The sequence below is a fragment of the Sphingomonas adhaesiva genome, from assembly GCF_036946305.1.
Taxonomy (GTDB): Bacteria; Pseudomonadota; Alphaproteobacteria; order Sphingomonadales; family Sphingomonadaceae; genus Sphingomonas; species Sphingomonas adhaesiva_B.
Genome location: NZ_JAQIJJ010000007.1, coordinates 203,044 through 227,194 on the forward strand (window position 1 = coordinate 203,044; position 24,151 = coordinate 227,194).

At 69.5% G+C, this 24,151-nt stretch carries 21 protein-coding genes, 1 tRNA gene and 1 pseudogene; 14 read left to right on the forward strand and 9 right to left on the reverse strand.

Translation table 11 applies throughout. The annotated features are described in order from the left end of the window. Nucleotides 1-114: 114 nt before the first annotated feature. The 7 genes and pseudogenes from PGN14_RS13360 to PGN14_RS13390 all read left to right on the forward strand — a co-directional run bounded on the left by PGN14_RS13360 (nt 115) and on the right by PGN14_RS13390 (nt 8,552). Nucleotides 115-1,335, forward strand: coding sequence for a serine hydrolase domain-containing protein (locus tag PGN14_RS13360; RefSeq protein ID WP_335300031.1), 1,221 nt, complete (start codon nt 115-117; stop codon nt 1,333-1,335). Nucleotides 1,336-1,475: 140 nt separating this feature from the next. Next, nucleotides 1,476-3,465: pseudogene (locus PGN14_RS13365) on the forward strand (3-hydroxyacyl-CoA dehydrogenase NAD-binding domain-containing protein). 189 nt (nt 3,466-3,654) lie between these two features. Next, nucleotides 3,655-4,698, forward strand: a complete 1,044-nt coding sequence (locus tag PGN14_RS13370; RefSeq protein ID WP_335300033.1) for an amidase family protein — start codon at nt 3,655-3,657, stop codon at nt 4,696-4,698. Nucleotides 4,699-4,702: 4 nt separating this feature from the next. Beyond that, nucleotides 4,703-4,981, forward strand: coding sequence for an amidase family protein (locus tag PGN14_RS13375; RefSeq protein WP_335300035.1), 279 nt, complete (start codon nt 4,703-4,705; stop codon nt 4,979-4,981). Further along, nucleotides 4,978-6,165 carry an acyl-CoA dehydrogenase family protein gene (locus tag PGN14_RS13380; RefSeq protein ID WP_335300036.1) on the forward strand — a complete coding sequence of 396 codons (1,188 nt, stop codon included), beginning with the start codon at nt 4,978-4,980 and terminating at the stop codon, nt 6,163-6,165. Before PGN14_RS13375 ends, PGN14_RS13380 begins: the two co-directional genes overlap by 4 nt. Before the next feature lie 214 nt (nt 6,166-6,379). Continuing rightward, nucleotides 6,380-7,507, forward strand: a complete 1,128-nt coding sequence (locus PGN14_RS13385) for an acyl-CoA dehydrogenase family protein (protein ID WP_335300038.1) — start codon at nt 6,380-6,382, stop codon at nt 7,505-7,507. Between the two features lie 139 nt (nt 7,508-7,646). Then, nucleotides 7,647-8,552 carry an acyl-CoA thioesterase gene (locus PGN14_RS13390; RefSeq protein WP_335300039.1) on the forward strand — a complete coding sequence of 302 codons (906 nt, stop codon included), beginning with the start codon at nt 7,647-7,649 and terminating at the stop codon, nt 8,550-8,552. Nucleotides 8,553-8,618: 66 nt separating this feature from the next. On the opposite strand, the gene PGN14_RS13395 is transcribed toward PGN14_RS13390, so the two are convergent. Beyond that, nucleotides 8,619-9,350, reverse strand: a complete 732-nt coding sequence (locus PGN14_RS13395; protein WP_335300040.1) for a Crp/Fnr family transcriptional regulator — start codon at nt 9,348-9,350, stop codon at nt 8,619-8,621. A gap of 246 nt (nt 9,351-9,596) precedes the next feature. Continuing rightward, a tRNA-Pro gene (locus PGN14_RS13400) sits at nt 9,597-9,673 on the reverse strand. A gap of 152 nt (nt 9,674-9,825) precedes the next feature. On the opposite strand from PGN14_RS13400, the gene yajC reads away from it, so the two are divergent. The 4 genes from yajC (at nt 9,826) to PGN14_RS13420 (ending at nt 13,222) form a co-directional block, all read left to right on the forward strand. Next, a complete protein-coding gene (yajC, locus tag PGN14_RS13405; protein ID WP_335300044.1) occupies nt 9,826-10,167 on the forward strand; it encodes a preprotein translocase subunit YajC in 342 nt (113 codons plus the stop codon). 1 nt (nt 10,168) lies between these two features. Further along, nucleotides 10,169-11,770 (forward strand): protein translocase subunit SecD, encoded by a 1,602-nt coding sequence (gene secD, locus PGN14_RS13410; RefSeq protein WP_335300047.1) that lies wholly within the window; start codon nt 10,169-10,171, stop codon nt 11,768-11,770. 91 nt (nt 11,771-11,861) lie between these two features. Beyond that, a complete protein-coding gene (gene secF, locus PGN14_RS13415; protein ID WP_335300048.1) occupies nt 11,862-12,836 on the forward strand; it encodes a protein translocase subunit SecF in 975 nt (324 codons plus the stop codon). Continuing rightward, nucleotides 12,836-13,222 carry an Mth938-like domain-containing protein gene (locus tag PGN14_RS13420; RefSeq protein ID WP_335300050.1) on the forward strand — a complete coding sequence of 129 codons (387 nt, stop codon included), beginning with the start codon at nt 12,836-12,838 and terminating at the stop codon, nt 13,220-13,222. The genes secF and PGN14_RS13420 overlap by 1 nt, the downstream gene beginning before the upstream one ends. A 135-nt stretch (nt 13,223-13,357) precedes the next feature. On the opposite strand, the gene PGN14_RS13425 is transcribed toward PGN14_RS13420, so the two are convergent. From PGN14_RS13425 to PGN14_RS13440, 4 genes are all read right to left on the reverse strand, one after another. Then, nucleotides 13,358-13,771 carry a DUF983 domain-containing protein gene (locus PGN14_RS13425; RefSeq protein WP_335300052.1) on the reverse strand — a complete coding sequence of 138 codons (414 nt, stop codon included), beginning with the start codon at nt 13,769-13,771 and terminating at the stop codon, nt 13,358-13,360. 31 nt (nt 13,772-13,802) lie between these two features. Further along, nucleotides 13,803-14,987, reverse strand: a complete 1,185-nt coding sequence (locus PGN14_RS13430; RefSeq protein ID WP_335300053.1) for a glycosyltransferase — start codon at nt 14,985-14,987, stop codon at nt 13,803-13,805. Nucleotides 14,988-15,281: 294 nt separating this feature from the next. Beyond that, nucleotides 15,282-15,962, reverse strand: coding sequence for a PAS domain-containing protein (locus PGN14_RS13435; RefSeq protein ID WP_335300054.1), 681 nt, complete (start codon nt 15,960-15,962; stop codon nt 15,282-15,284). Nucleotides 15,963-16,048: 86 nt separating this feature from the next. Continuing rightward, a complete protein-coding gene (locus PGN14_RS13440; RefSeq protein ID WP_335300055.1) occupies nt 16,049-16,873 on the reverse strand; it encodes a class I mannose-6-phosphate isomerase in 825 nt (274 codons plus the stop codon). A 118-nt stretch (nt 16,874-16,991) separates the two neighbouring features. Between PGN14_RS13440 and PGN14_RS13445 the strand changes: the two genes are divergently transcribed. Both PGN14_RS13445 and recN read left to right on the forward strand, forming a co-directional pair. After that, a complete protein-coding gene (locus PGN14_RS13445; protein ID WP_335300057.1) occupies nt 16,992-17,990 on the forward strand; it encodes an outer membrane protein assembly factor BamD in 999 nt (332 codons plus the stop codon). Between the two features lie 143 nt (nt 17,991-18,133). Further along, on the forward strand, nt 18,134-19,786 hold the full coding sequence (recN, locus tag PGN14_RS13450; RefSeq protein WP_335300058.1) for a DNA repair protein RecN: 1,653 nt from the start codon (nt 18,134-18,136) through the stop codon (nt 19,784-19,786). Between the two features lie 116 nt (nt 19,787-19,902). Here recN and PGN14_RS13455 read toward each other — a convergent pair whose 3' ends face one another. The 3 genes from PGN14_RS13455 to PGN14_RS13465 are packed head-to-tail and all read right to left on the reverse strand — an operon-like array spanning nt 19,903 to nt 22,728. Continuing rightward, complete coding sequence (locus PGN14_RS13455; RefSeq protein ID WP_443019510.1) at nt 19,903-21,036, reverse strand: glycosidase; 1,134 nt, start codon at nt 21,034-21,036, stop codon at nt 19,903-19,905. A gap of 2 nt (nt 21,037-21,038) precedes the next feature. Beyond that, entirely contained in the window at nt 21,039-21,794 is a 756-nt protein-coding gene (locus PGN14_RS13460) for an SDR family oxidoreductase (RefSeq protein WP_335300061.1), read from the reverse strand. A gap of 43 nt (nt 21,795-21,837) precedes the next feature. Further along, nucleotides 21,838-22,728 carry an alpha/beta fold hydrolase gene (locus PGN14_RS13465; RefSeq protein ID WP_335300062.1) on the reverse strand — a complete coding sequence of 297 codons (891 nt, stop codon included), beginning with the start codon at nt 22,726-22,728 and terminating at the stop codon, nt 21,838-21,840. A 52-nt stretch (nt 22,729-22,780) separates the two neighbouring features. Between PGN14_RS13465 and PGN14_RS13470 the strand changes: the two genes are divergently transcribed. After that, on the forward strand, nt 22,781-24,139 hold the full coding sequence (locus tag PGN14_RS13470; RefSeq protein ID WP_335300063.1) for a protein adenylyltransferase SelO family protein: 1,359 nt from the start codon (nt 22,781-22,783) through the stop codon (nt 24,137-24,139). Nucleotides 24,140-24,151 lie beyond the last annotated feature (12 nt).

A 24,151-nucleotide genomic window follows, 5' to 3' on the forward strand; every position in this document is an offset into this window, starting at 1 on the left:
CGTTCCTCTCGTATCTGAATATCGGGTTCGTTCGGATGCGAGACTAGAGTTGATTTACGCCGCGCTCAAGCGATAGACGTGGCACGACATTCGAACCGGGGGTATGGAGAGGCCATGAAGATCGCCAAGCCGGAGAAGCACGGCTTCGACCCGCGTCGCCTCGCCGCGATCGATGCGCTGCTCAAGGAACGCTATCTCGACACCGGCGGGTTCGCGCAGGCGCAGCTGCTGGTCGCGCGCGACGACCAGATCGTCCATTTCTCGCACCAGGGCACCGCGCGCGAGGGCGGCGCCGCGGTGGACGAAGGCTCGCTGTTCCGCATCGCCTCGATGACGAAGCCGATCACCTCGGTGGCGTTCATGATGCTGGTGGAGGAGGCGAAGGTCGCGCTCGACACGCCGGTCCACCACGTCCTGCCCGAGCTGAAGGGCGTCGGCGTCTATGACGGCGGCGGCGCGGGCGTGCCGTTCATGACCAAGCCGGCGCAGGCGCCGATGCGGATGGTCGACCTGCTGCGCCATACCGCGGGCTTCACCTACGGCTTCCAGAACCGCAGCAATATCGACGCCGCGCATCGCGAGCTGAAGCTGGAGAACTGGCACGGCAACCTCGACCTCGACGGGTTCGTCGCGGAATTGGGCAAGCTGCCGCTGGAATTCTCGCCGGGCAGTGCGTGGAATTATTCGGTCGCCACCGACGTGCTGGGGCTGGTGGTGGAGCGTGTCTCCGGCATGAAGCTGCCGCGCTTCTTCGAGGAGCGGATCTTCGCGCCGCTGAAGATGCACGACACCTTCTTCACGGTGCCCGCGGAGAAGATCGATCGGCTGACCGACTGCTATACGTTGGTGCCCGGAAAGGGCCGCCAGATGTTCGACCGCGGCGCGGAGAGCATGTGGTCGGTGCCGTTCCGCTTCATGTCGGGCGGCGGCGGGCTGGTGTCGACCGCGCTCGACTATCACCGCTTCTGCCTGATGTGCCTCAACGGCGGCGAGCTGGACGGCGCGCGCATCCTGGGGCGCAAGACGCTGGAGCTGATGACGCAGAACCATCTGCCCGGCAACGCGGACCTGTCGACCATGTCGCGCTCCTTGTTCAGCGAGACGCAGAATGCGGGCACCGGCTTCGGCCTGGGCTTTGCGGTGACGATCGATCCGGCGCGCTCGATGATGCCGGGGTCGGTAGGCGAATATTATTGGGGCGGCATGTTCTCGACCGCCTTCTTCGTCGATCCGGTCGAGCGGATCAGCATGGTCTTCATGACGCAGCTGTCGCCCTCGATGATCTATCCCATCCGCCGCGAGCTGAAGACGATGATCTACGCCGCGCTGACGTAATCCCCTTGTGCTCCTGCGCACGCAGGAGCCCAGAGCCACGAACGCCGCGCTGGCGGCCCTAGGCTCCTGCGTTCGCAGGAGCACATAGACGGAGACCTGATCGATGACTTCCCCCCGTCCGCACCGAACGCCACGACGACATCCTGGTCATCATCTCCGATTCGCCGCCGGTGAACGCGCTGGGCGCGGGCGTGCGTGACGGGCTGGAGGCCGGCGTCAAGGAAGGCGTCGCGGATGCCAGCATCAAGGCGATGGTGATCCGCTGCGACGGGCGCACCTTCTTCGCGGGCGCGGACATCACCGAATTCGGCAAGCCGCCCAAGGGGGCGAGCCTGCACGAGGTCATCGACATGATGGACGCGAGCAGCAAGCCGATTGTCGCCGCGATCCACGGCACCGCGCTGGGCGGCGGGTGCGAGGTGGCGCTGGCGTGCCATTACCGCGTCGCGGTGCCGTCGGCGATGCTGGGGCTGCCGGAGGTGAAGCTGGGCCTGCTGCCGGGTGCGGGCGGCACGCAGCGGCTGCCGCGCGTCGTCGGCGTGAAGGCGGCGCTGGAAATGGTCGCGATCGGCGATCCGATCCCGGCGAAGAAGGCCGCCGAGGTCGGGCTGGTCGATCGCGTGGTGGGCGAGGACTCGCTTGCCGAGGACGCGATCGCCTTCGCGCGCGAGATCGCCGACAAGCGCCCGATCCCGCGCGTGCGCGACCGCGAGGTAAAGCCCGATCCCGAGGCGGTGGCGGCGTTCCAGAAGGCGCATGGCCGCAAGATGCGCGGCTTCGACGCGCCCGCCGCGAACATCGCCTGCGTCGTCGCCGCCAGCGAGAAGCCGTTCGACGAGGGCATGAAGTTCGAGCGCGAGCAGTTCATGAAGCTGATGACGGGGACGCAATCCGCCGCGCAGCGCCACATCTTCTTCGCCGAGCGTCAGGCCGCGAAGATCGACGACGTCGATCCCAAGACCCCGCTGCGTCCCATCAACAAGGTGGGCGTGATCGGCGCCGGCACGATGGGCGGCGGCATTTCGATGAACTTCCTGTCCGCCGGCATCCCGGTGACGATCGTCGAGATGCAGCAGGACGCACTCGACCGCGGCACGGCCACGATGCGCAAGAATTACGAGGCCAGCGCCGCCAAGGGCCGGATCAAGCCCGACGCGCCCGACAAGGCGATGGGGCTGCTGACCCCCACGCTGAGCCTCGACGATCTCGCCGACTGCGACCTCATCATCGAGGCGGTCTATGAGAATATGGACGTCAAGAAGGAGCTGTTCGGAAAGCTGGACGCGATCGCCAAGCCGGGCGCGATCCTAGCGAGCAACACCAGCTATCTGAACGTCGACGAGATCGCGGCCAGCACGAAGCGGCCCGAGGATGTGGTGGGGATGCACTTCTTCTCCCCCGCCAATGTCATGAAGCTGCTGGAGGTGGTGCGCGGCGAGAAGACCGCGGGCGACGTGCTGGCGACGGTCATGGCGATCGCCAAGAAGATCAAGAAGGTCGCGGTGGTGGCCGGCGTCTGCCATGGCTTCATCGGTAACCGCATGCTGTCGCCGCGGCAGATCGAGGCGAACAAGCTGCTGATGGAGGGCGCCACCCCCGCAGCAGATCGACAAGGTCCATACCGACTTCGGCATGCCGATGGGGCCGTTCCAGATGAGCGACCTGGCCGGCGTCGACATCGGCTGGCACCGCGACCCCAACCGGATCGAGAGCATTCGCGACGCGCTCGCCGCCGAGGGGCGCTGGGGGCAGAAGAAGAATGCCGGCTTCTACGATTATGACGAGAAGCGGAATCCGTCGCCGTCGCCGCGCGTGGCGGAGATCATCGAGGACTTCCGCTCGCGCTCCAACCTGCCCAAGCGCGAGATCAGCGACCAGGAGATCGTCGAGCGCACGCTCTATCCGATGGTCAACGAAGGCGCGCTGATCCTGGAGGAAGGCAAGGCGCAGCGCGCGAGCGACGTCGATGTGGTGTGGATCTACGGCTATGGCTGGCCGGTCTATCGCGGCGGCCCGATGTTCTGGGCGCAGACCGAGGGGTTGGACAAGGTGGTCGCGGGACTGGAGAAGCACGGCTTCAAGGTCGCGCCCAGCCTGAAGGCGGCGGCGGAGAGCGGGGGGACGTTGTGAACGCGACGCGACTCCCTCTCCCCTCCGGGGAGAGGGTCGGGGTGAGGGGTCGGTGTCTCACCGAGACGAACCTCTCTGCGAGGCCCCTGCCCCTCACCCAACCAGCATCGGGTCGTCCATGCCCCCGGCATGGACTGAACAGCGCGGGGCGCTGTTCACCCGATGCTCCCCAAAGGGGAGAGGGCTAGCATGACCCAGAAAACCGCCCTCCAGACCGCCGCCGCGATCCGCGCCGGCGAGACCACCGCGCTCGCCGAAACCGACGCTGCGATCGCGCGGATCGAGGCGCGCGACGGCGCGCTCAACGCGGTCGTCGTGCGCGACTTCGAACGCGCGCGCCACGCCGCGGCGGACCTCGACGCGCGCATCGCCCGGGGGTTCGACGCGACGCTGCTCGGCGTGCCGATGACGATCAAGGAAAGCTATGACGTCGCCGGCCTGCCGACCACCTATGGCTTTGCCGAGCATCGCGACTTCATCGCGCAGGAGGATGCGGTCGTCGTCCAGCGGCTGAAGGCGGCGGGTGCGGTGCTGCTGGGCAAGACCAACGTGCCGCCCGCGCTGGCCGACCTGCAATCCGACAACCCGGTCTATGGCCGCACCGTCAATGCGATCGACCCGACGCGCAGCGCGGGCGGATCGTCGGGCGGGTCGGCGGTGTCGCTGGCGGCGGGCTTCGTACCGCTGGAGTTCGGCTCCGACATCGGCGGGTCGATCCGCGTCCCCGCCGCGTTCAACGGCGTGTGGGGGCACAAGCCCACCTGGGGCGTGGTGCCGACCGAGGGCCATTATTTCCCCGGCACCGACAGCGCGCGCGCCGTCCTCTCCGTCGTGGGGCCGATGGCGCGCGATGCGGACGACCTCGACGCCGCGCTCGGCATCGTCGCCGACCATCCGCTCGCCCCCGCACGCCAGCACGCGACCGGCGAATGGCGCGTGCTGCTGCTGACCGGTCACCCGATGGCGACGGTCCAGCGCGCGATCGTCGCGGCGCTGGAGACGCTGGGCGACACATTCGCCGCCGCCGGCGCGACGGTGGATCGTACCAGCGACCTGCTCCCCGACCTCGAACGGCAGCATGACGGCTATTGGCAGATGCTCAACATCGCCATGTCGCGCCGCATGCCGCTGCCCGAGGGCGCGACCCCCGCCCACACTGGAGACGTGGCTCCACCTCCACGACGAACAGGCGCGCATCCAGCGCCAGTGGCGTCGGCTGTTCACGCGCTATGACGTCGTGATCGCACCCACCGTGGGGATGACCGCCTTCCCGCACGACCCCACCCCGTTGCAGACGCGGCGGCTGGGGATCGATGCGGAGGACACCGTCTTCTTCCACCAGTTCGCCTTCCCCGGCCTCGCCACCTTCCCGATGCTGCCCGCGACCAGCGTGCGCATCGGCACCGATCCCGACGGCCTGCCGATCGGGGTGCAGGTGATCGCCGATCTCTACGCCGACCGTACCGCCATCGCCGCCGCGCGCACCGCGCACGAGCTTTCATGGAGCGACCGATGACCACCGACCTCGACACCTTCCGCGCAGAGACCCGCGCGTGGCTCGAAGAGAATTGCCCGCCCGAGATGCGCGAGCCCGTCCGCACCGAAAAGGATGCGGTCTGGGGCGGCCGCGACCAGAGCGACCTGACGCCGGCGCAGAAGCAGTGGATGGACGCGATGGGCCGCCGCGGCTGGACCGTGCCCGACTGGCCCAAGGAATATGGCGGCGGCGGGCTGTCCGCGGCCGAGACCAAGGTGCTGCGCGAGGAAATGGCGAAGATCCGCGCGCGCAATCCGCTCAACAGCTTCGGCATCTCGATGCTCGGGCCGGCGCTGCTGAAATACGGCACCGAGGCGCAGAAGAAGCGCTTCCTGCCCGAGATCGCGCGCGGCGAGATCCGCTGGTGTCAGGGCTATTCGGAGCCGAACGCCGGGTCCGACCTCGCCAGCCTGGCGACGAGCGCAGAGGACAAGGGCGACCATTTCCTGGTCAACGGCCAGAAGATCTGGACCAGCTATGCCGACAAGGCGGACTGGATCTTCTGCCTGGTGCGCACCGACAAGACCAACAAGCATAACGGCATCAGCTTCGTGCTGTTCGACATGCGCACCCCGGGCGTGACGACCAAGCCGATCCTGCTCATCAGCGGCTATTCGCCCTTCTGCGAAACGTTCTTCGACAATGTCGAGGTGCCCAAGGAGAATCTGGTCGGCGAGCTCAACAAGGGCTGGGACGTCGCCAAATACCTGCTCGGGCATGAGCGCGAGATGATCTCGGGCATGGGGCTGGGCGGCACGAGCGGCAAGAACCCGCTGGTGCTGGGCGCTTTGGCCACGGTCGGGGTCGATCACGACGGCAAGCTCGCCGATCCGCTGCTGCGCGCGCAGATCGCGCTGTTCGAGGTGCGCGCCAAGGCGTTCGCGGCGCAGAGCGAGCGCTTCATCGATGAGCTGAAGGCCGGCCGCGCCCATCCCGCGCAGCCCAGCATGATGAAATATTACGGCACCGAGCTGAACAAGGCGCGCTACGAACTGCTGATGAGCGCCGGAGGATCGGACGAGCTGGAATGGGAGAGCGAGGCCAGCAACGGCGGACGCGAGGCGCGCGCGTGGCTGCGCACCAAGGCGAACTCGATCGAGGGCGGCACCAGCGAGGTGCAGCTCAACATCATCGCCAAGCGGATCCTGGAGCTGCCGGCCTGATCTTCTAGCCCTCTCCCCTGCGGGGAGAGGGTTGGGTGAGGGGCTGACCTTCGAGATACATCAATTTGGGCCGGTGCGTGGGGCTGCCCCTCACCCCGGCCAGTTTTGCGGGAACCCGGATGCGAAATGCCCCCGGCATTTCGCAGATCAAGTCCGGGGACTTGATCTGCCCGGGAGCCCGCAAAACTCCCCGGAGGGGAGAGGGAGAAGAAGAATGCCGTTATTCCTGAACGACGAACAGACGATGCTGCGCGACACCGCGAAGGATTTCGTCGCCGCCTCCGCCCCCGTCAGCCACATGCGGTCCTTGCGCGACAGCAACGACGCCACCGGCTTCAGCCGCGACCTGTGGAAGCAGTTCGCGGAGATGGGCTTCACCGGCATCCTGATCGGTGAGGATCAGGGCGGGCTGGGCCTCGGCCATGTCGAGGCGGGCGTGGTGCTGGAGGAGATCGGGCGCAACCTGTCGCCCTCCCCGTTCCTCTCCACCGCGGTCGCGGCGGTCGCGGCGCTGAAGGGCACCGCGCAGGCGGAGCGCTGGTTTCCCGGTATTCTGGCGGGCGAGACGGTCGCGGCGCTCGCGATCGACGAGGGCGCCAAGCATCGCGCCACGGTGAAGATGAAGGCCGAGCGCGCCGGCAACGGCTTCCGCCTGACCGGAAAGAAGCAGTTCGTGACGCACGGCCATGTCGCCGACCTGCTGATCGTCGCCGCACGCACCGCGGGCAGTGCGGCGGACGAACAGGGCGTGACGCTGTTCGCGGTGCCGAAGGACGCCGCCGGGCTGACCGCGACGCCGGAGCGGCTGGCGGACGCCAGCCTCGCCGCGCGGATCGCGTTCGAGGGCGTCGAGGTCGATGCCGATGCGGTGATCGGCGAGGTGGACGCGGGCAGCGATCCGCTGGGCCGCCTGCTGCGCGCGGGCCGCACCGGCGCGGCGGCGGAGATGCTGGGCGTCGGCGGCGGCGCGATGGACATGACCGTCAATTACCTGAAGGAGCGCAAGCAGTTCGGGACGCTGATTGGCAGCTTCCAGGCGCTCCAGCATCGTGCCGCGCATCTCTATTCGGAGATGGAGGTAGCGCGCGCCGCGGTGCTCAAGGCGCAGCAGTTGCTGGATGCCGGCGACGAGAAGGCGGCGCAGGCGGTGTCGGTGGCGAAGGCGATGACCGGCCTCGCCACGACGCTCAGCGTGCAGGAAGGCGTGCAGATGCACGGCGGCATGGGGATGACCGATGCCTATGACATCGGCTTCTACATGAAGCGCGGGCGCGTGCTGGCGGAGATGTTCGGCGACGCCAATTTCCACGCCGACCTGCTCGCGACCACCGCGGGCTATTGACCCGTCCTCCCCGGCACGGGGAGGGGGACCATGCGCAGCATGGTGGAGGGGGATCGCCACGGGCGGATCGCGGGCGGCGATCCCCCTCCACCACCGGCCTGTGGCCGGCGGTCCCCCTCCCCATTCTGGGGAGGATTGAATGACCGACACCACGCCCACCCCCGCCGCGCTCGCCGCGGACCTCGTCGACCTGCTCGACGTCGAGGAGATCGACACCGACCTCTACCGCGGGCGCCGCTCCGCGGGGGGCGTGGGGCGCGTGTTCGGGGGGCAGGTGATCGCGCAGGCGTTGCAGGCCGCGCAACGCTCGACCGATGGCGCGGGGGATGACGGCGCAAAGATCGCGCACTCGCTCCACGCCTATTTCATGCGCGCCGGGTCGGAGGATCATCCGATCATCTATCGCGTAGTGCGCGATTTCGAAGGGCGCAGCTTCGCGACCCGCCGCGTCATCGCGATGCAGCGCGGGCAGCCGATCCTCAACATGGCGGCGTCGTTCCAGTTGCCGGAGGAAGGCTATCACCACCAGGACCGCATGCCCGACGTCCCCCCGCCCGAATCGCTCAAGACCGAGGCGGAGCTGCGCGCCGCCGACAGCGCGCATGTCGAGGAACGCTTCCGCAAGCAGCTGACGCGCCCGCGCCCGATCGAGATCCGCCCGGTCTTCCCGCGCAAATGGTTCAGCCCCACCCCCGCCGAGCCGGTCCAGCACAGCTGGTTCCGCGTCGTGGCGCCGATCGGCGACGACCCTGCGGTGCATCGCGCGATCGTCGCCTATGCCAGCGACATGGCGCTGCTGGGGACGTGCATGCTGCCGCACGGGGTGAACTGGACCACGCCGGGGTTCCAGAGCGCCAGCCTCGACCATTCGCTGTGGCTGCACGAACCGGTGCGCGCCGACGAATGGCTGCTCTATGCCACCGACAGCCCGTGGGCGGGGCATGCGCGCGGCATGAACCGCGGCAGCATCTTCAGCGCCGACGGGCGACTGGTCGCGACCGTGGCGCAGGAAGGGCTGATCCGGATGCGAAAGCCGCGGGGGTAAGCCGTCGTCCGTTCGCCCTGAGGAGAGGCTGAGCTTGTCGAAGCGCCTCCTCAGCATGAACGATTTCTATGCGAGCGCCGGCGACTGATAGTCCGCGATCCGCGCCAGCGCTGCCGCGTCGAGCAGCACGACCTCGCGCTCGCGCAAGGTGACCAGCGACTGCTGCCGCATCGCCTGAAGCGTGCGATTGACGTGGACGCTGGTGAGGCCAAGCGTGTCGGCCAGCATCTCCTGCGTCAGCGGCATCTCGAACCGGTTGCCATCGCCCAGCCCCGCCAGCTGAAGCCGGTCGCGCAGCTCCAGCAGCAGATGCGCGAACCGCTCCTGCGCGGATTGTCGCCCGACGCGGCAGACGGCGTTGAGCAATTGTTGCAGCGTCAGCGCGGCATAGCGGCGCACCGCCTGGTCCAGCGCCGCCCCGGGCTCGGTCGACGGCGGGTCCAGCTCGACCAGCGTCACCGGGGTCAACGCCAGCAGCGACGAGGTGAGCGGGACGCGCGGCCCCAGCCCGACGATGTCGCCGGGCAGCAGCAGGTGCTGGATCTGGCGGCGCCCGTCGGGGAAATGGCGCGCAAAGGCCGCCCAGCCCGACTGGATCGCCAGCGTCGCCGCCGGGCATTCGCCCTCGCGCAGGATCTCGCGGCGCGCGCGGATGGTGCGCGACGGGCGGCGCTGGTGCCCCAGCCCGATCGCATCGGCGGCGCCGGGCGCCAGCGCCTCCAGCCGGCAGCGCAGCGGATCGTTGATCGCGACGCGCGGTCGCACGGCGAGCGGCAACGGATAGAGCGCGGCGCTCATGTCTCCGCTCCCTTCGAAGGAGCATGTTCAGGCGCCATCTCGATCTCCCGTCGATCCGCCCCACCCAGGTCGCATTAACGCCCAGGCGATCACCCATGTCCACTATAACAGGTTGGCAAGACGGCATAAAGCGGATCGGGCGAGCCATGGGCGCCGCGAGCCGAGCACCACCGCTCATGGCGGGACGCACGCGTCCGCGACTCACAGGCGCTCGCCCGCGCGAACAGGAAACCGTCGATGGTTGATTGGTCGGGGCGACAGGATTCGAACCTGCGACCCCCACACCCCCAGTGTGATGCGCTACCAGGCTGCGCTACGCCCCGACCGAAGGCGCGCCTCTACGCGCGCTCTCCGCCAGATGCAAGCGCCGTGGACGCACCGGACGCAACGATTGCGCCGGGCCACGCGCGATGATAGCGGCAGCGGCTTCGCGGACGGCACCGGTCGCCCGCTCCATGGCCATGCACGGAATTCCATGCTCATCTCTCCAGCCTATGCGCAGACCGCGGCGGGTGCCGCCAATTCCGGCGGCGGGATCGCCGGCTTCCTCAGCCTGGCGCCGCTGTTCCTCGTCTTCATCGTCTTCTACTTCCTGATGATCCGTCCGCAGCAGCGGCGGATGAAGACGCTGCAAAGCGCGGTCGCGGGCGTGAAGAAGGGCGATTCGGTCGTCACCGCCGGCGGGCTGATGGGCCGCGTCACCAAGGTGGAAGACGCCGTGGTCGAGGTGGAGATCGCCCCCAACACCCGCGTCCGCGTGGTGAAGGCGACGCTGGCGGAGGTCACCCCGCTCGGCGGCAAGCCGGCGAACGACTGACATGCTCGACTTCCCCCGCTGGAAGGTGGCCGGCATCTGGCTGCTGCTGGCCGCGCTGGTATCGCTGTCGATCCCGAGCTTCCTGCCCGAACGCACGACGCAAGGCTGGCCCTTCTCGCCGCCGCGGATCAACCTGGGACTCGACCTCGCCGGCGGCAGCTATCTGCTGCTGGAGGCGGACACCGCCGACGTCGCCGCCACTCGCGTGGAGGCGATGCGCGAGCAGGTGCAGACCGAGATGCGGCGCCAGAATCCGCGGATCGAGATCGGCGACATCTCCAGCCGCAACGGGCAATTGTCGTTCATGCTGCGCGATCCGTCGCAGGTCGATGCCGCGCGCGAGCGGCTGCTGTCGATCACCGGCACCGGCGCCGGGATGACCGGGCAGCGGCAGTGGGACATCCAGGTGGTGGACAGCAGCCGCTTCGTCCTCACCCCCACCGCGGCGGGTCTGGCACAGGCGGTCGACACCGCGATGCAGGATGCGACCGAGGTGGTGCGCCGCCGCATCGACGAACTGGGCACGCGTGAGCCGACGATCATCCGCCAGGGCGCGAACCGCATCGTGGTGCAGGTGCCCGGGTTGCAGAACCCGCAGGCGCTGAAGGACCTGCTGGGCAAGACCGCGAAGCTGGAATTCAAGCTGGTCGACACCAACGCCGACCCGGCGCAGCTCGCCAAGGGGCAGGCCCCCGCGGGCAGCCAGGTGCTGCCCTACCCCAACAATCCCTCGGGCATCCCGTTCATCGCGGTGAAGCGCTCCGCGATCATCACCGGCGACATGCTGGCCGATGCGCGGCAGGAGTTCGAGCCGCAGACCAACGCGCCGCAGGTGTCGATCACCTTCGACAGCCAGGGCGGGCGCCGCTTCGCGCGCGTGACGCAGGAGAATGTGAACCGCCCGTTCGCGATCATCCTCGACAACAGCGTGATCTCCGCGCCCAACATCAACGAGCCGATCATGGGCGGGCGCGCCGCGATCAACGGCGGCTTCACCACCGACAGCGCCAACCAGCTGGCGATCGCGCTGCGCTCGGGCAAGCTGCCGGTGGCGCTGAAGGTGGTCGAGGAATCGACCGTCGGGCCGGACCTGGGCGCCGATTCGATCCGCGCCGGCATCCTCGCCTCCGCGGTCGCGGTGGCGCTGGTGGTCGCGTTCATGCTGGTCACCTACGGCCGCTTCGGCGTCTATGCGAACCTCGCCGTCGTCATCAACGTGTTCGTCATCCTGGGCGTGATGGCGCTCATCAACGGCACGCTGACGCTGCCCGGTATCGCCGGCTTCGTGCTGACGATCGGCACCGCGGTCGACGCCAACGTGCTGATCAACGAGCGTATCCGCGAGGAGCGGCATCGCGGGCGCGGCGTGGTGCAGGCGGTGGAGCTGGGCTACAAGGAGGCCAGCCGCACCATCTTCGAGGCGAACGTGACCCACGCCATTTCGGGCATCATCATGTTCGTGCTGGGCTCCGGCCCGGTGAAGGGATTCGCGGTCGTGCTGCTGATCGGCATCGCCACCAGCGTATTCACCGCCGTCACCTTCACCCGCATGCTCGTCGCCGGCTGGCTGCGCCGCGCCAAGCCCAAGACGATGAACATATGAGACACGAACCGTCATGCCAGCGCAGGCTGGCATCTCCCGCCACGGGGAAGACCCCAGCCTTCGCTGGGGTGACGCGTTTTGGAAGCGACCTATGAAACTGCTCAAGCTCGTCCCCGACGACACCAACATCGATTTCGTCCGCCTGCGCGGCTGGGCGTTCGGGCTCACCCTGCTGCTCAGCGTGCTGGCGGTCGGCATCACGCTCTACAAGGGGCTGAACTTCGGCGTCGATTTCGAAGGCGGCCTGATGATCGAGGAACGCTTCGCGCAGAAGCCGGACCTCGACCGCGTCCGCGCCGTCGTCGATGCGCAGGGCGTGGGCGAGGCCGCGCTCCAGCAATTCGGCGATCCGCGCACCATCACCATTCGCCTGCCCGTCCAGCAGGGCGGCGACGAAGGGGCGACCAACGCCGCGGTGAAGAAGGTCGAGGCCGCGCTGGCGCAGCAATTCCCGGGCGCGGAATTCCGCCGCTATTCGACCGTGTCGGGCAAGGTGTCGGGCGAGCTGATCCGCAACGGCGTGCTCGCCGTGGTGCTCGCGATCCTGGGCATCGGCCTGTTCGCGATCTTCCGCTTCGAATGGCAGTTCGGCGTGTCGACGATCGTCGCGATCGTCCACGACCTGCTGATGACGCTCGGCTTCTTCGCGCTGTCGCAGTTCGAGTTCGACCTCAACATCGTCGCCGCGGTGCTGACCATCATCGGCTATTCGATCAACGACAAGATCGTGATCGACGACCGTATCCGCGAGAACATGCGCCGCTATCGCAAGATGGAGATGCGCGACCTCATCAACCTGTCGGTCAACGAAACGCTGCCCCGCACCGTCATGACCTCGGTCACGATCCTGCTGGCGCTGTTCGCCTTGCTGTTCCTGGGCGGGCATGTGCTGCGCGGGTTCACCGCGGCGATGATCCTGGGCATCGTGGTCGGCACCTATTCGTCGATCTACGTCTCCTCCTCGCTGCTGATCTCGCTCGGCCTGCGCGCCGAGCCGGAGGCGGCCGACAAGGCCCGCCCCGCCAACAGCGTCGAGGGTGCCGAGCGGGTCGGTCCGCGCAGCTGATGCGGATCGACCGCGACCGTCCGGCGTCGGGGCCGCTGGTGCGCGGCTTCGGCGCGGGCGGGTTCAAGGTGGACGCGCCGGACGGAACGATGGGGGTGTACCCCGCGCTGCTGCTGACCGCGACGCGCGCCGATTCATGGTCGCCCCCGCCGCTCGACGCGCTGGACGAGGCCGCGCTGGCGCCGCTTCTGGGCGAGGCGATCGAGTTCATCCTGCTGGGCACCGGCGCCACGCTGCGCCGCCCGCCGCGGGCGCTGGTCGCCGCGCTGGAGGCGCAGGGCGTCGGCATCGAGCCGATGGACAGCCGCGCCGCCGCCAAGGCATGGGGCGTGCTGCGCGCCGAGGACCGCCGCGTCGCCGCGGCGCTGTACCCGCTGGAGTCCTGACACCCACAAAGCCCCTCCCTTCAGGGAGGGGTTGGGGTGGGTCGAGTGCTCATGGTACGGTGATCGCGTGCGCGAACGGAGCCGTATCACCAAGCCTCCACCCACCCCCAGCCCCTCCCTTGAAAGGGAGGGGAGCTACTCCTCCTTCACCAGCCGCCCTTCCCTCGCCCGGAAATAGAATTGGCTCGCCACCAGCCATCCCTTGATCGGGCGCAGCGGCAGCACCGTGCTGATCACCAGCACCGGTGCGCTGACCAGCAGGTGGACCCACCACGGCGGGCTGGCAATGATCTGCAGCATCAGCGTGAACACCACGCCGGGAATGCACGCGAACAGCTGGACGAACACCGCCGGCCCGTCCGCCGGATCGGCATAGGAATAATCCAGCCCGCACACCTCGCAGCGATCGCGGATCGTCAGGAAGCCGCGGAAGATGTGCCCCTTGCCGCAGCGCGGGCAGCGCCCCAGCGCGCCCGTGCGCAGCGGGGGCAAGGGTGGCCAGCGGTGCCCGGCCTCGTCCACGAAGCGCGCGTCGTCATCGTCCTGCATCGCCGCGCTGTGCGCCCGCGCCGCGTCCGCTTCAACCGCGGATCGGCTGATGCAGATCGACCAACGCGCGCAAATGCGCTTCCAGCGTAGCGGCATTCGCCGCCCAGCTGAAGCGCGCGGCCGCCGCGCAGACCGCGGCGGGTGCGGGCGGACTCGCCAGCAGGTCGCCGATCGCGGTGGCGAATGCCGCCGGCGCGCGCGCCGCGATCCGCCCCGCCGCCGCGCTGGTGACGACCTCGCGCGCGCCGCCCGCATCGGTGACGACCAGCGGCGTGCCGCAGGCGAGCGCCTCGACCCAGGCATTGGCCAGCCCCTCCGACGCGGAGGCGAGCGCCATGACGTCGGCCGCCGCCAGCCAGCCGGGCAGCGCGTCATGCGCCACCCGCCCCGCCCAGCGGACGCGATCCGCGACGCCCAGCCGCCGCGCCAGCGATGCGAGCCGCGCTTGTTCCGGCCCCTCCCCTACGATCGCCAGCGTCACGCCGGGCAGTTGCGTCAGCGCCGCGATCACCACGTCATGCCCCTTGCGCGGGATCAGCGCGCCGACCGACACCACCAGCGGCCCCGTCACCCCCAGCGCCGCCTTCGCGTCGTCGCGATCGCACGGGCGAAAGCGCGTGGCATCGACGCCGGTATGATGGACGCGCACCCGCGCGGGATCGATGCCGATCGCGGCCATGTCGTCGCGCATCGCCGCGCTGACCGCCAGCAGCCCGTCCGCCGCCGCCGCCGCGTCGCGCACCTGCCGCGCGGTCGCACGCGCCCGGCCCCACAGATGCACGTCCGCCCCGCGCGCCTTGATCGACACCGGCACGCCATAGCGCCGCCCCAGTTCGACCGCCGCCGGACCATCGGGAAAGAAGAAGGAGGCGTCGATGACGTCGAACGGCGCCTCTTGCCATATCGCGTCCAGCACCGGGCGCAGCGCCGCGGCCAGCCGCCCGGCATGGAAGCGCCCCGCGGTGCCGGGAATCGCGGCGAAGCGCGGGCGCGTGACGTCGACGCCGTGCCACGTCTCGTGCCGCGGCAGCGCGGCGAGCGCACGGTGGCGCGCCGCGCGCGGCAAGGGCCACGGCGGCAGCCCGACGGGCGCCACGACCCGCACCGCCACGCCGTCGCGCGCCGCCAGCGCCTGCACCTGACGTTCGACGAACACGCCGAAGGTCGGCCGCGTCGCGTCGGGGAACAGGGTGGAGAGCGTCAGCACGCGCAGCATCGCCGCGTTCTAGCGCGAAGGGGTAAGCGGCGCGTGAACGCGGCGGGTCACCTCGGAAGGCCCGTCACCCCGGATCAAGTCCGGGCTTACCCCCTTTAAGCGGGGATTCCTTCTGCCTCCCCGGCGAAGGCCGGGGTCCAGTTGGGAAGGTCGCTGTAACGGCGTACAGCGCCCACCAACCCCTGTTCCCCGACTGGACCCCGGCCTTCGCCGGGGAGGCGTACTTGCCTGAATGGGACAAACACCGATTAAGGCCGGGGTGACGGAATCCGATCGGCTGCCGCCCGATCCAACCTACAGATTCTCCGCAGCATTCAGATAGTTCCACATCGTGGTGGAGCCGTGCTCGGTCAGTTGCAGCATCACCCGCCGCCGGTCGACCGGATCGGGCACGCGGCGGACGAAGCCGCGGTCGACCAGCATCGAGATCTGGCGCAGCGCGGTCGTCATCGGCGCGCCCGACGCCAGCGCCAGGCTGGTGGTATAGGCGTTCTGCCCGTCGATCTCCTGCACGAACAGGTCGAGCAGCAGGTCGAACGCCGGCTCGCCGAACATGTCGCCGCCGAAAAATCCCTCGCGCAGCCGCCGCCGGGCGAGGATACGGTCGGCCGAGCGGCGCAGCAGCAGCCGCGGATCCTCCCCAATCGCCTCCCCCATCGGCTCGACCGTCGCCATCAGCTGGCGCCGCTGCGCCGCGCCGAACAGGCTGATGTGGCTGGTCATCCATAACAGCCGCCCGTCGGCGGTGCAGAAGCGCTGGCGCATCCCGACCGACGCGCCCTCCTGCATCAACTCCTCCAGCTGCGCACGCACGAACGACTGGTCGTCGGCATAGGTCAGCTCGATCAGGTCGCGCCCGAGCAGCTCGTCACGCGGATAGCCCAACGCTTCCACCAATGCGTCGTCGGCGTCCACCAGTCGCCAGCGGTCGTCCGCCAGCCAGCTCATCAATCGTCGCGAGCGCGCCCGATCCATCGGTCGTTCAATCCCCTGTCACGTTTCGACGATGCACTAACTGAACAATTGATCTGCATCTAGCAACCGTGACAGGGGCTTGGAAACTATCGAAAAGTTTTTCCAACATAGGCGAACAGCAGGTCTGCATCGACGGAGGCGTGCAATTCCTCCGGCCCCTCCACCAGGACGCATTCGCCCGCCTTCCACGCCACGCCGGCGACGACGCCGTCGCCCTTGATCGGGACCAGCCAGCCCTGCCGGCCCGCGGGCAGGTCGATCGTCCGCTTGCCGCCGGTCCAGCGCTCCAGCACGAATTTCGGCCCGTTGACCAGGATGATGCGCCCCGGCGCGACCTCGCCCGGTGCTTCCGGCGCGACGTAAGGGGTCAGCTCCGCCACCGCGACGCCGTCGTCGAGATGCAGCTCGCGCGGGCGGCCGTAGTCGTACAGGCGATAGGTGGTGTCGGAATTCTGCTGCACCTCGATCACGGTCAGCCCCGCCCCGATCGCGTGGATCACGCCGGAGTGCGAATAATAGAAATCGCCCGCCTTCACCTTCTTCCAGTCGAGCTTGTGCTCCAGCGAGCCGTCCTCGGCCGAGGTGCGCAATTCGTCGCGCGTCATCGTCTGCAACGGCCCGATCGCGATCGTCGAATCGGGCTCCGCGGTCAGCACGGTCCAGCATTCGTCCTTGCCGCGCGGCAGCCCGCGCTTGTGCGCCTCCTCGTCCGAAGGGTGGTTCTGCACCGACAGTTTCTCGCTGGTGAAGAGATATTTGATCAGCAGCTCCGGCTCCTCCGGATGCGGCGACTGGAACCACACCTCGCCGATCGGCGCCGCATCGGGCGCGGGATCGGGGAAGCCGGGATAAAGGTGGTGGCGACCCCAGGGCTTCTCGACGCGCTTGGTGGCGAGCAGGACAGCGGGCATTCGAACTCCTGTGGCTGGACGGGTCGTCGGGTATCAACGCGCACGCCGGCCCGCGCGGTCCTTACCCCGCGCAAAAGCCGTTGTTCGCGGGCCGCTCTCTACGCTAAGGACCGGGCCGATGCGTACCCCCCTATTCCGCCCGCTCACGCTCGGGCTGCTCGCCGCGCTCGCGCTTCCCGTCGCCGGTTGTGCGCGTAACAGCGCCAAGGGCGACCTGCCCTATGTCGCGCGCGACGTCGGCACGCTCTATTCCGCCGCCAAGCAGCGGCTGGACCAGGGCCGCTACAAGGAAGCCGCCGCGCTGTTCGACGAGGTGGAGCGCCAGCATCCCTATTCGGTCTGGGCGCGGCGTGCGCAACTGATGGGCGCGTTCAGCTATTACCTCAACCGCGACTATACGCAGTCGATCCAGGGCGCGCAGCGCTTCCTGTCGGTCCACCCCGGCAACCGCGACGCGCCTTATGCCTATTATCTCGTCGCGATGAGCTATTACGAGCAGATCAGCGACGTCAGCCGCGACCAGAAGATCACGCAGCAGGCGCAGGATGCGCTGGGCGAGCTGATGCGGCGCTATCCCAACACCCGCTATGCCGCCGATGCGCGGCTGAAGCTGGACCTGGTGCGCGACCACCTCGCGGGCAAGGAGATGGAGGTCGGCCGCTTCTACGAACGCCGTCGCCAGTGGCTGGCGGCGACGCTGCGCTTCCGCCGCGTGATCGACCAGTATCAGACCACGACGCACACGCCCGAGGCGCTGATGCGGCTGACCGAAACCTATCTGGCGCTCGGCGTCCGGGGCGAGGCGCGCAAGGCGGCGGCGGTGCTGGGCGCCAATTATCCGGGCACCGAATGGTATCAGCGCGCCTTCAAGCTGATGGGCGAGAACCCCGCCACCCCGATCGCGCCGGTCGCCCCGGGGCAGAACATCGTCCCCCCGCCCCCGCGCCCGCAGGTCGAGGTGCTGGAGCCGCTGCCGGAGGGGGCCGCCCAACCGTCGAACAAGCCTGCCGCTCCGGCGCCCGCCCCGCCGACGCCGACAACCACCGGCGGCGACAATCCCGCGGGTGCGACCGGCACGTCCGGTGGGACGCCCGCGCCGGGCCTGCCGCCGGCCTGACGCGATCACCCTCACCCTTCCCTCTCCCAGCGGGAGAGGGAGGGAGCGGCGAAGCCGCGGAAGGGTGAGGGCGAACCAACAACAACTGCCTGGAACAAACAGGGTAAACACCCGCCTCATTTGCGGCTAAGGAGCGCGCGACCATGCTGACCGCGCTTTCCATCCGTGACGTCGTGCTGATCGAGGCGCTGGAGCTGGAGTTCGGCGCCGGGCTGGGCGTGCTGACCGGCGAGACCGGCGCGGGCAAGTCGATCCTGCTCGATGCGCTGGGCCTCGCGCTCGGGCGGCGCGGCGAGACGTCGCTGGTGCGCGCCGGTGCGGCGCAGGCGGTGGTGACGGCGACATTCGACGCGCCTGCCACCGTCGCCGACCTGCTGACCGGCAACGGGCTGGAGATCGAGGCGGGCGAGCCGCTGATCGTGCGCCGCATCGTCAAGGCGGACGGCGGCAGCCGCGCCTTCGTCAACGACCAGCCCGCGTCCGCCGCGCTGCTGCGCGAGATTGGCGCGATGCTCGTCGAGATCCACGGCCAGCACGACGATCGCGGGCTGCTCGCCGCCACCGGGCATCGCGCGCTGCTTGACGCCTATGCGAAGAGCGGCACGCGCGAGGTGGCACAGGCGCATGCCGCGTGGCGCGCGGCACAAGGCGCGCTGGACGAGGCGCGCGACGGCATCGCCGCCGCGCAGCGCGACCGCGACTGGCTGGAACATGCGGTCGGCGAGCTGACCGCGCTGGCGCCCGAGCCGGGCGAGGAGGAAGCGCTGGCCGAGCGCCGCCGCACGATGCAGCGCGCGGAGAAGATCGCGGACGACCTGAATGCGGTGACCGCGCATCTGGAGGGCAGCGGCGGCGCGCTGACGCATCTGCGCCAGGCGGCGCGCGTGCTGGAGCGGATCGCGGAGGATCACCCCGCACTGGGCGAGGCGCTGGCGGCGGTCGATCGCGCGGTGATCGAGGGCGCGGTCGCGGAGGAGAAATTGCGCGACGCCGCCATCGCGCTGATGCACGATCCGCGCGCGCTGGAGGAGGATGAGGAGCGCTTGTTCGAACTGCGCGCGATGGCGCGCAAGCATCGCGTCCAGCCCGACGACCTCGCCGCGCTGTCGGACGACCTGCGCGGGCGGCTGGAGCGGCTCGACGCGGGCGAACAGGGGCTGGCCGGGCTGGAGGCGCGCGTCGTCGCGGCACGCACCGCCTATGAGGCAGCGGCCGCGGCACTGAGCGCGATCCGTCGCGACGCCGCGACGCGGCTGGATGCGGCGGTCGCGGGCGAGCTGGCACCGCTCAAGCTGGACGCCGCGCGCTTCCGCACCGTGGTCGCGCCGCTCGACGAGCGCGACTGGTCGGCGGCGGGGCGCGACCGGGTGGAATTCGAGATCGCGACCAACCCCGGCGCGCCGTTCGGCCCGCTGGCAAAGATCGCGTCGGGGGGCGAATTGTCGCGCTTCATCCTGGCGCTGAAGGTCGCGCTGGCGGAGGAAGGCGGGGCGGCGACGATGATCTTCGACGAGATCGACCGCGGCGTCGGCGGCGCGGTCGCCTCCGCGATCGGCGAGCGGCTGGCACGGCTGGCGACCGCGACGCAGCTGCTGGTGGTGACGCACAGTCCGCAGGTCGCGGCGCGCGGCGCTGCCCACCTGCTGATCGCCAAGTCGAGCGACGGCACGGTGACCCGCACCGGCGTGCGCCCGCTCGACACCGCCGAGCGCCGCGAGGAGATCGCGCGCATGCTGTCGGGCGCGACGGTGACGGACGAGGCGCGCGCGCAGGCGGAGCGGCTGCTGGCGGGTTAAAAGCCCCTCCCCTTCAGGGGAGGGGTTGGGGGTGAGGGAGTCCGCCGGAGGCAGCGGCAACGCGTAACGCCTTTGACAGCCCCACCCCAACCCCTCCCCTGAAGGGGAGGGGCTTCTTACCCTGCGGTCACCACCCCCTTCGCCACATGCGTGATCCGGCACGCGAGGTCCGCCTCCCCGCTCGCGACCACCCAGTGATCGCCACCGTCCGCGATCCCGGTCGTGAAGACCACGCCATCGATATACATCCGCTCCTTGAGCGGCTCGGTCAGCGCGGGCGCGGGTTCCAGCAGCGGGACGTGGCTGGTCGCCAGCGCCACTGACGGGTCGTCGCGGTCCAGCAGCGTCCAATAGGTGCGGTACACGCCCACCACGCCGGACGGCTCGACGCCATGCCACAGCGTCAGCCAGCCTTCGCGCCCGTCGACCTCCGCCAATACCGGCGGCGCGCCGCCGCCCATCCGCGCGGTCGCGGTGGTGGCGGCGTGCGCGCGGATGCCGGGGCGGTCGTGCGGCTTCCAGTGGATCGCATCGGGCGACACCGCCAGGTTGATCGACGGGCCGGAACGCCACTCGCTGCCGGGCGGATAGGCGAAATACAGGTCGCCCAGCGGCCGCGTCTGTGCCCAGAAGCGACCCTGGACCTTGCCCTCGAAGATCAGCATGTCCTTGTTCTGGTGGTCGAGGACGATCCCCTCCAGCGTCCAGTCCATCGCATCGTCGCTGGTGTAGAGCGTGGTCGAATGCCGCTCCGGGCTGACCGAACAGGTGGTCATGTAATAGCGCCCGTCGACGCGGCTGATCCGCGCATCCTCGACGCCATAGCATTGATAGGAGGCGCGCGGCGCGATCACGCGGTCGTAATGGACTGCGACGACCGATGTCCCCGCCGCATCCAGCTCGACCGGCAGCAGCCACGACAGCGAGGTCAGCGCCATCACCCGCCACCCGCCGCCGCGCATCAGGAACTTGCGCGGGTCGGAGGTATCGACCAGCGCCAGCGGCCAGGCATCGACGTGGTAGCTGCCCTCGTCCCAGCGGATCGCATGGATCTGCCCGTCCCGGACCGGATGGCGCAGCGCCTCCGCGACGCGCACCATCATCAGCAGGTTGCCGTTCGGCAGCCGCGTCATCCCCGGATTGAACGCGCCCAGCACATAGGTTTCCGCCTCGATCCGCCCCGCCAGCGGCGAGCGCGACAGGTCGACGTCGCCGGGGCCGAACACCAGCGCGTCGTAGCGATGCTCCATCGTCATTCCTCTTCCTGCACCCGCGGGCTGATCGTCAGCCGCTGGACCACCGCGCGGCGCGGCTGGGTCAGCAGATAATGGACGCCGACGGCGATGTCCTCCGCACGCAGCATCTTCTCCTCGTCGATCATCCGGCGCTGCGCGTCGGGCTGGATATCGGGCAATTGCATGTCGGACCCGGTCAGCCCCGGCTCGACCAGCGCGACGCGCACGCCCTTCGGCCCCAGTTCGCGTCGCAGCGCGATCGACAGCCCCTGGATCCCCTGTTTGATCGCGGCATAGACGGTGGAATGCGGGCCGAGCACATAGGCGCTCATCGACCCCACCAGCACGATATCGCCACCGCCGGCGCGCGCCGACAGCCGCTTCGCCGCCGCCTGCGCCAGCAGCAGATACTGGGTGAAGTTGAGCGAGATCGCGTGGCGCAGCGCCGCCTCGTCCATCTCGGCGAGGCCGCTCGCCGCCTCCGCGGCATTGGCGACGACGATATCGTAATCGCCGGCGCGGTCGAGGAAGGCGGCGACATTGTCCTCCTGCGACAGGTCGAGCGCGATGCCCTCGCCCGCGCCGACCTCGCGGATGCGCGCCAGCGCATCGTCGAGGTGCGCGGGATCGGTGCCGCCGATCACGACATGCGCGCCCTCGCTCGCCAGCAGGGTCGCGATCGCGCGCCCGATCCCGGTCGACCCGCCGGAAATCACCGCGCGCCGCCCCGCGAGCGGCAGGACGGCGGTATGCGCGTCGGAAGGGTCGGTCATGGCGGGTCCTCGCAAAGCAGGGTGTCCGCGCCAGACGTTCCAGCTAAGCGCGTTGTTCCAGCGACTTGGCCCCCGGCACGCGCCCCAGCAACCGCTCGATCCCCGCGACCGCCTCCGGCTCGTCCAGCACCGGCGCATGGCCGATCCGCGGCAGCGTCACCAGTTCGGCCATCGGCAGCGCCTGCATCATGCGCTGCGCGGTGGCGGCGGACAATATGTCGGAGCGCGCACCGCGCACCACCAGCACCGGCACGCCCGCCAGCGCGGCCAGCGCGCGCCACATGTCCGGCCCCGCCTCGCCCCCGGGCAGGCGGAACGGCTCGGCGATCTTCATGTCATAGTCGAGCACGATGCGCCCCGCCGAATTGAGCCGGTACAGCCGCTTGGCCATCCCCAGCCATTGTTCGATCCCCCAGTCGGGATAGACGTCGGCGTTCATCTCCTGCACCCCGCGCGCGGCATGCATCCAGGTGGGCCAGGTGCTCGACCGCCCGACATAGCCGCGGATCCGCGCCAGTCCGGCCGGTTCGATCTCCGGCCCGACGTCATTCAGCACCGCGCCGGCGATACGCCCGGGCAGCATCCCCGCGAGCAGCATCGTCACGATCCCGCCCAGCGAGGTGCCGATCGCGACGAAGCGGTCGATCCGCTGATCCTCCAGCAACGCCACCATGTCCTGCGCATAGGTCAGCGGGACATAGGTCATCGGATCCTTGGCATAGCCGCTCTCGCCGCGACCGCGGAAATCCACCGCGATCACGCGGCGGTCGCGCGCCAGGATGCCGGCGAGCGTCGCATGGTCGCGCGCGTTGCGCGTCAGCCCGGCCATGCAGATCACCGGCGGCGCGTCGCTCCCCGCCGGCCCGGCATAGTCGCGCGCGTGTAGCCGGATGCCGTCGGCGGACCACCAGAACAGATCCCTGAATTCGGACATGCATTCGGACATGCGTGTTGCGCCCCTCGCCAAGCGTCCCCCATATCGCGGCATGGCTTTCGACCCGCAAGCATATCGACCCGAGCGCAATATCCTGTCGCTCGGCGACGCCTTCTATGATCGTGTCACGGCGGCGAACTTCCCCGAAACGCGGCTGCGCTTCCGCAACGATCGCGCCGCGGCGGAGGTCGGTCTGGCGGGGCTGGACGATGCCGAATGGGTGCGCCACTTCGGCCGCTTCGTTCCCTTGCCCGGGTCGCTGGAGCAGCCGCTCGCGCTGCGCTACCACGGCCATCAGTTCCGCACCTACAACCCCGATCTGGGCGACGGCCGCGGCTTCACCTTCGCGCAGCTGCGGGATGACCGCGCGCGGTTGATGGACCTCGGCACCAAGGGCTCCGGCCAGACGCCGTGGAGCCGCTTCGGCGACGGTCGCCTGACGCTCAAGGGCGGGGTACGCGAGGTATTGGCGAGCGAGATGCTGGAGGCGCTGGGCGTTCCCACCTCGCGCAGCTTCTCGCTGATCGAGACCGGCGAGGAGCTGGAGCGCAACGACGAACCCTCCCCCACCCGCTCCGCGGTGCTGGTACGGCTCAGCCACGGGCATATCCGCATCGGCACGTTCCAGCGGCTGGCGTATCTGCGCGACGAGGACGGGCTGCGCCGGCTGACCGCCTATGTGCTGCGCGACCTGTATGGCGAGGATAGCGACGATCCCGTCCGCCTGCTGTCGCTGGTGGTGGAACGCACCGCGCGGCTGGCGGCGCGCTACATGGCGGCGGGGTTCGTCCATGGCGTGCTCAACAGCGACAATATCAACGTCACCGGCGAGAGCTTCGATTACGGCCCGTGGCGGTTCGCGCCCACCTGGGAGCCGGCGTTCGTCGCCGCCTATTTCGACCAGACCGGCCTCTACGCCTTCGGCCGCCAGCCCGAGGCGATCCACTGGGACGCGATGCAGCTGGCGGTGGCGCTGCGCCCGCTGGTCGAGGCGGAGCCGCTGATCGCCGAGCTGGACCGCTTCCCCGCGCATTACCAGCCCGCGGTGACCGATGCGATCCTGTGGCGGCTCGGCCGTCGCCCGCGTTCGGCGGAGGAGGATCGCGCGACGGTGCAGGAGGTGGAGCGCGCCTTGCGCACCACCGGCGTCGGCATCGACCGCTTCTTCTTCGACGCTTTCGCGCAACGCCTGCCCGAGAGCTACGGCGCCGAATGGGACGCGGCGCGCGCGCTGCTCGACCGCCACGCCCCCCGCAAGCCGCGCGACCACGCGTATTGGAACGGCGCACCGCGATCGATGCTGATCGAGGAAGTCGAGGCGATCTGGTCCGCGATCGCGCAAGCCGACGACTGGGCGCCGTTCCACGACGCGCTCGCGCACATCCGCGCGATGGCCGTTGCACTGGCGTAACCGCCGGTTAGA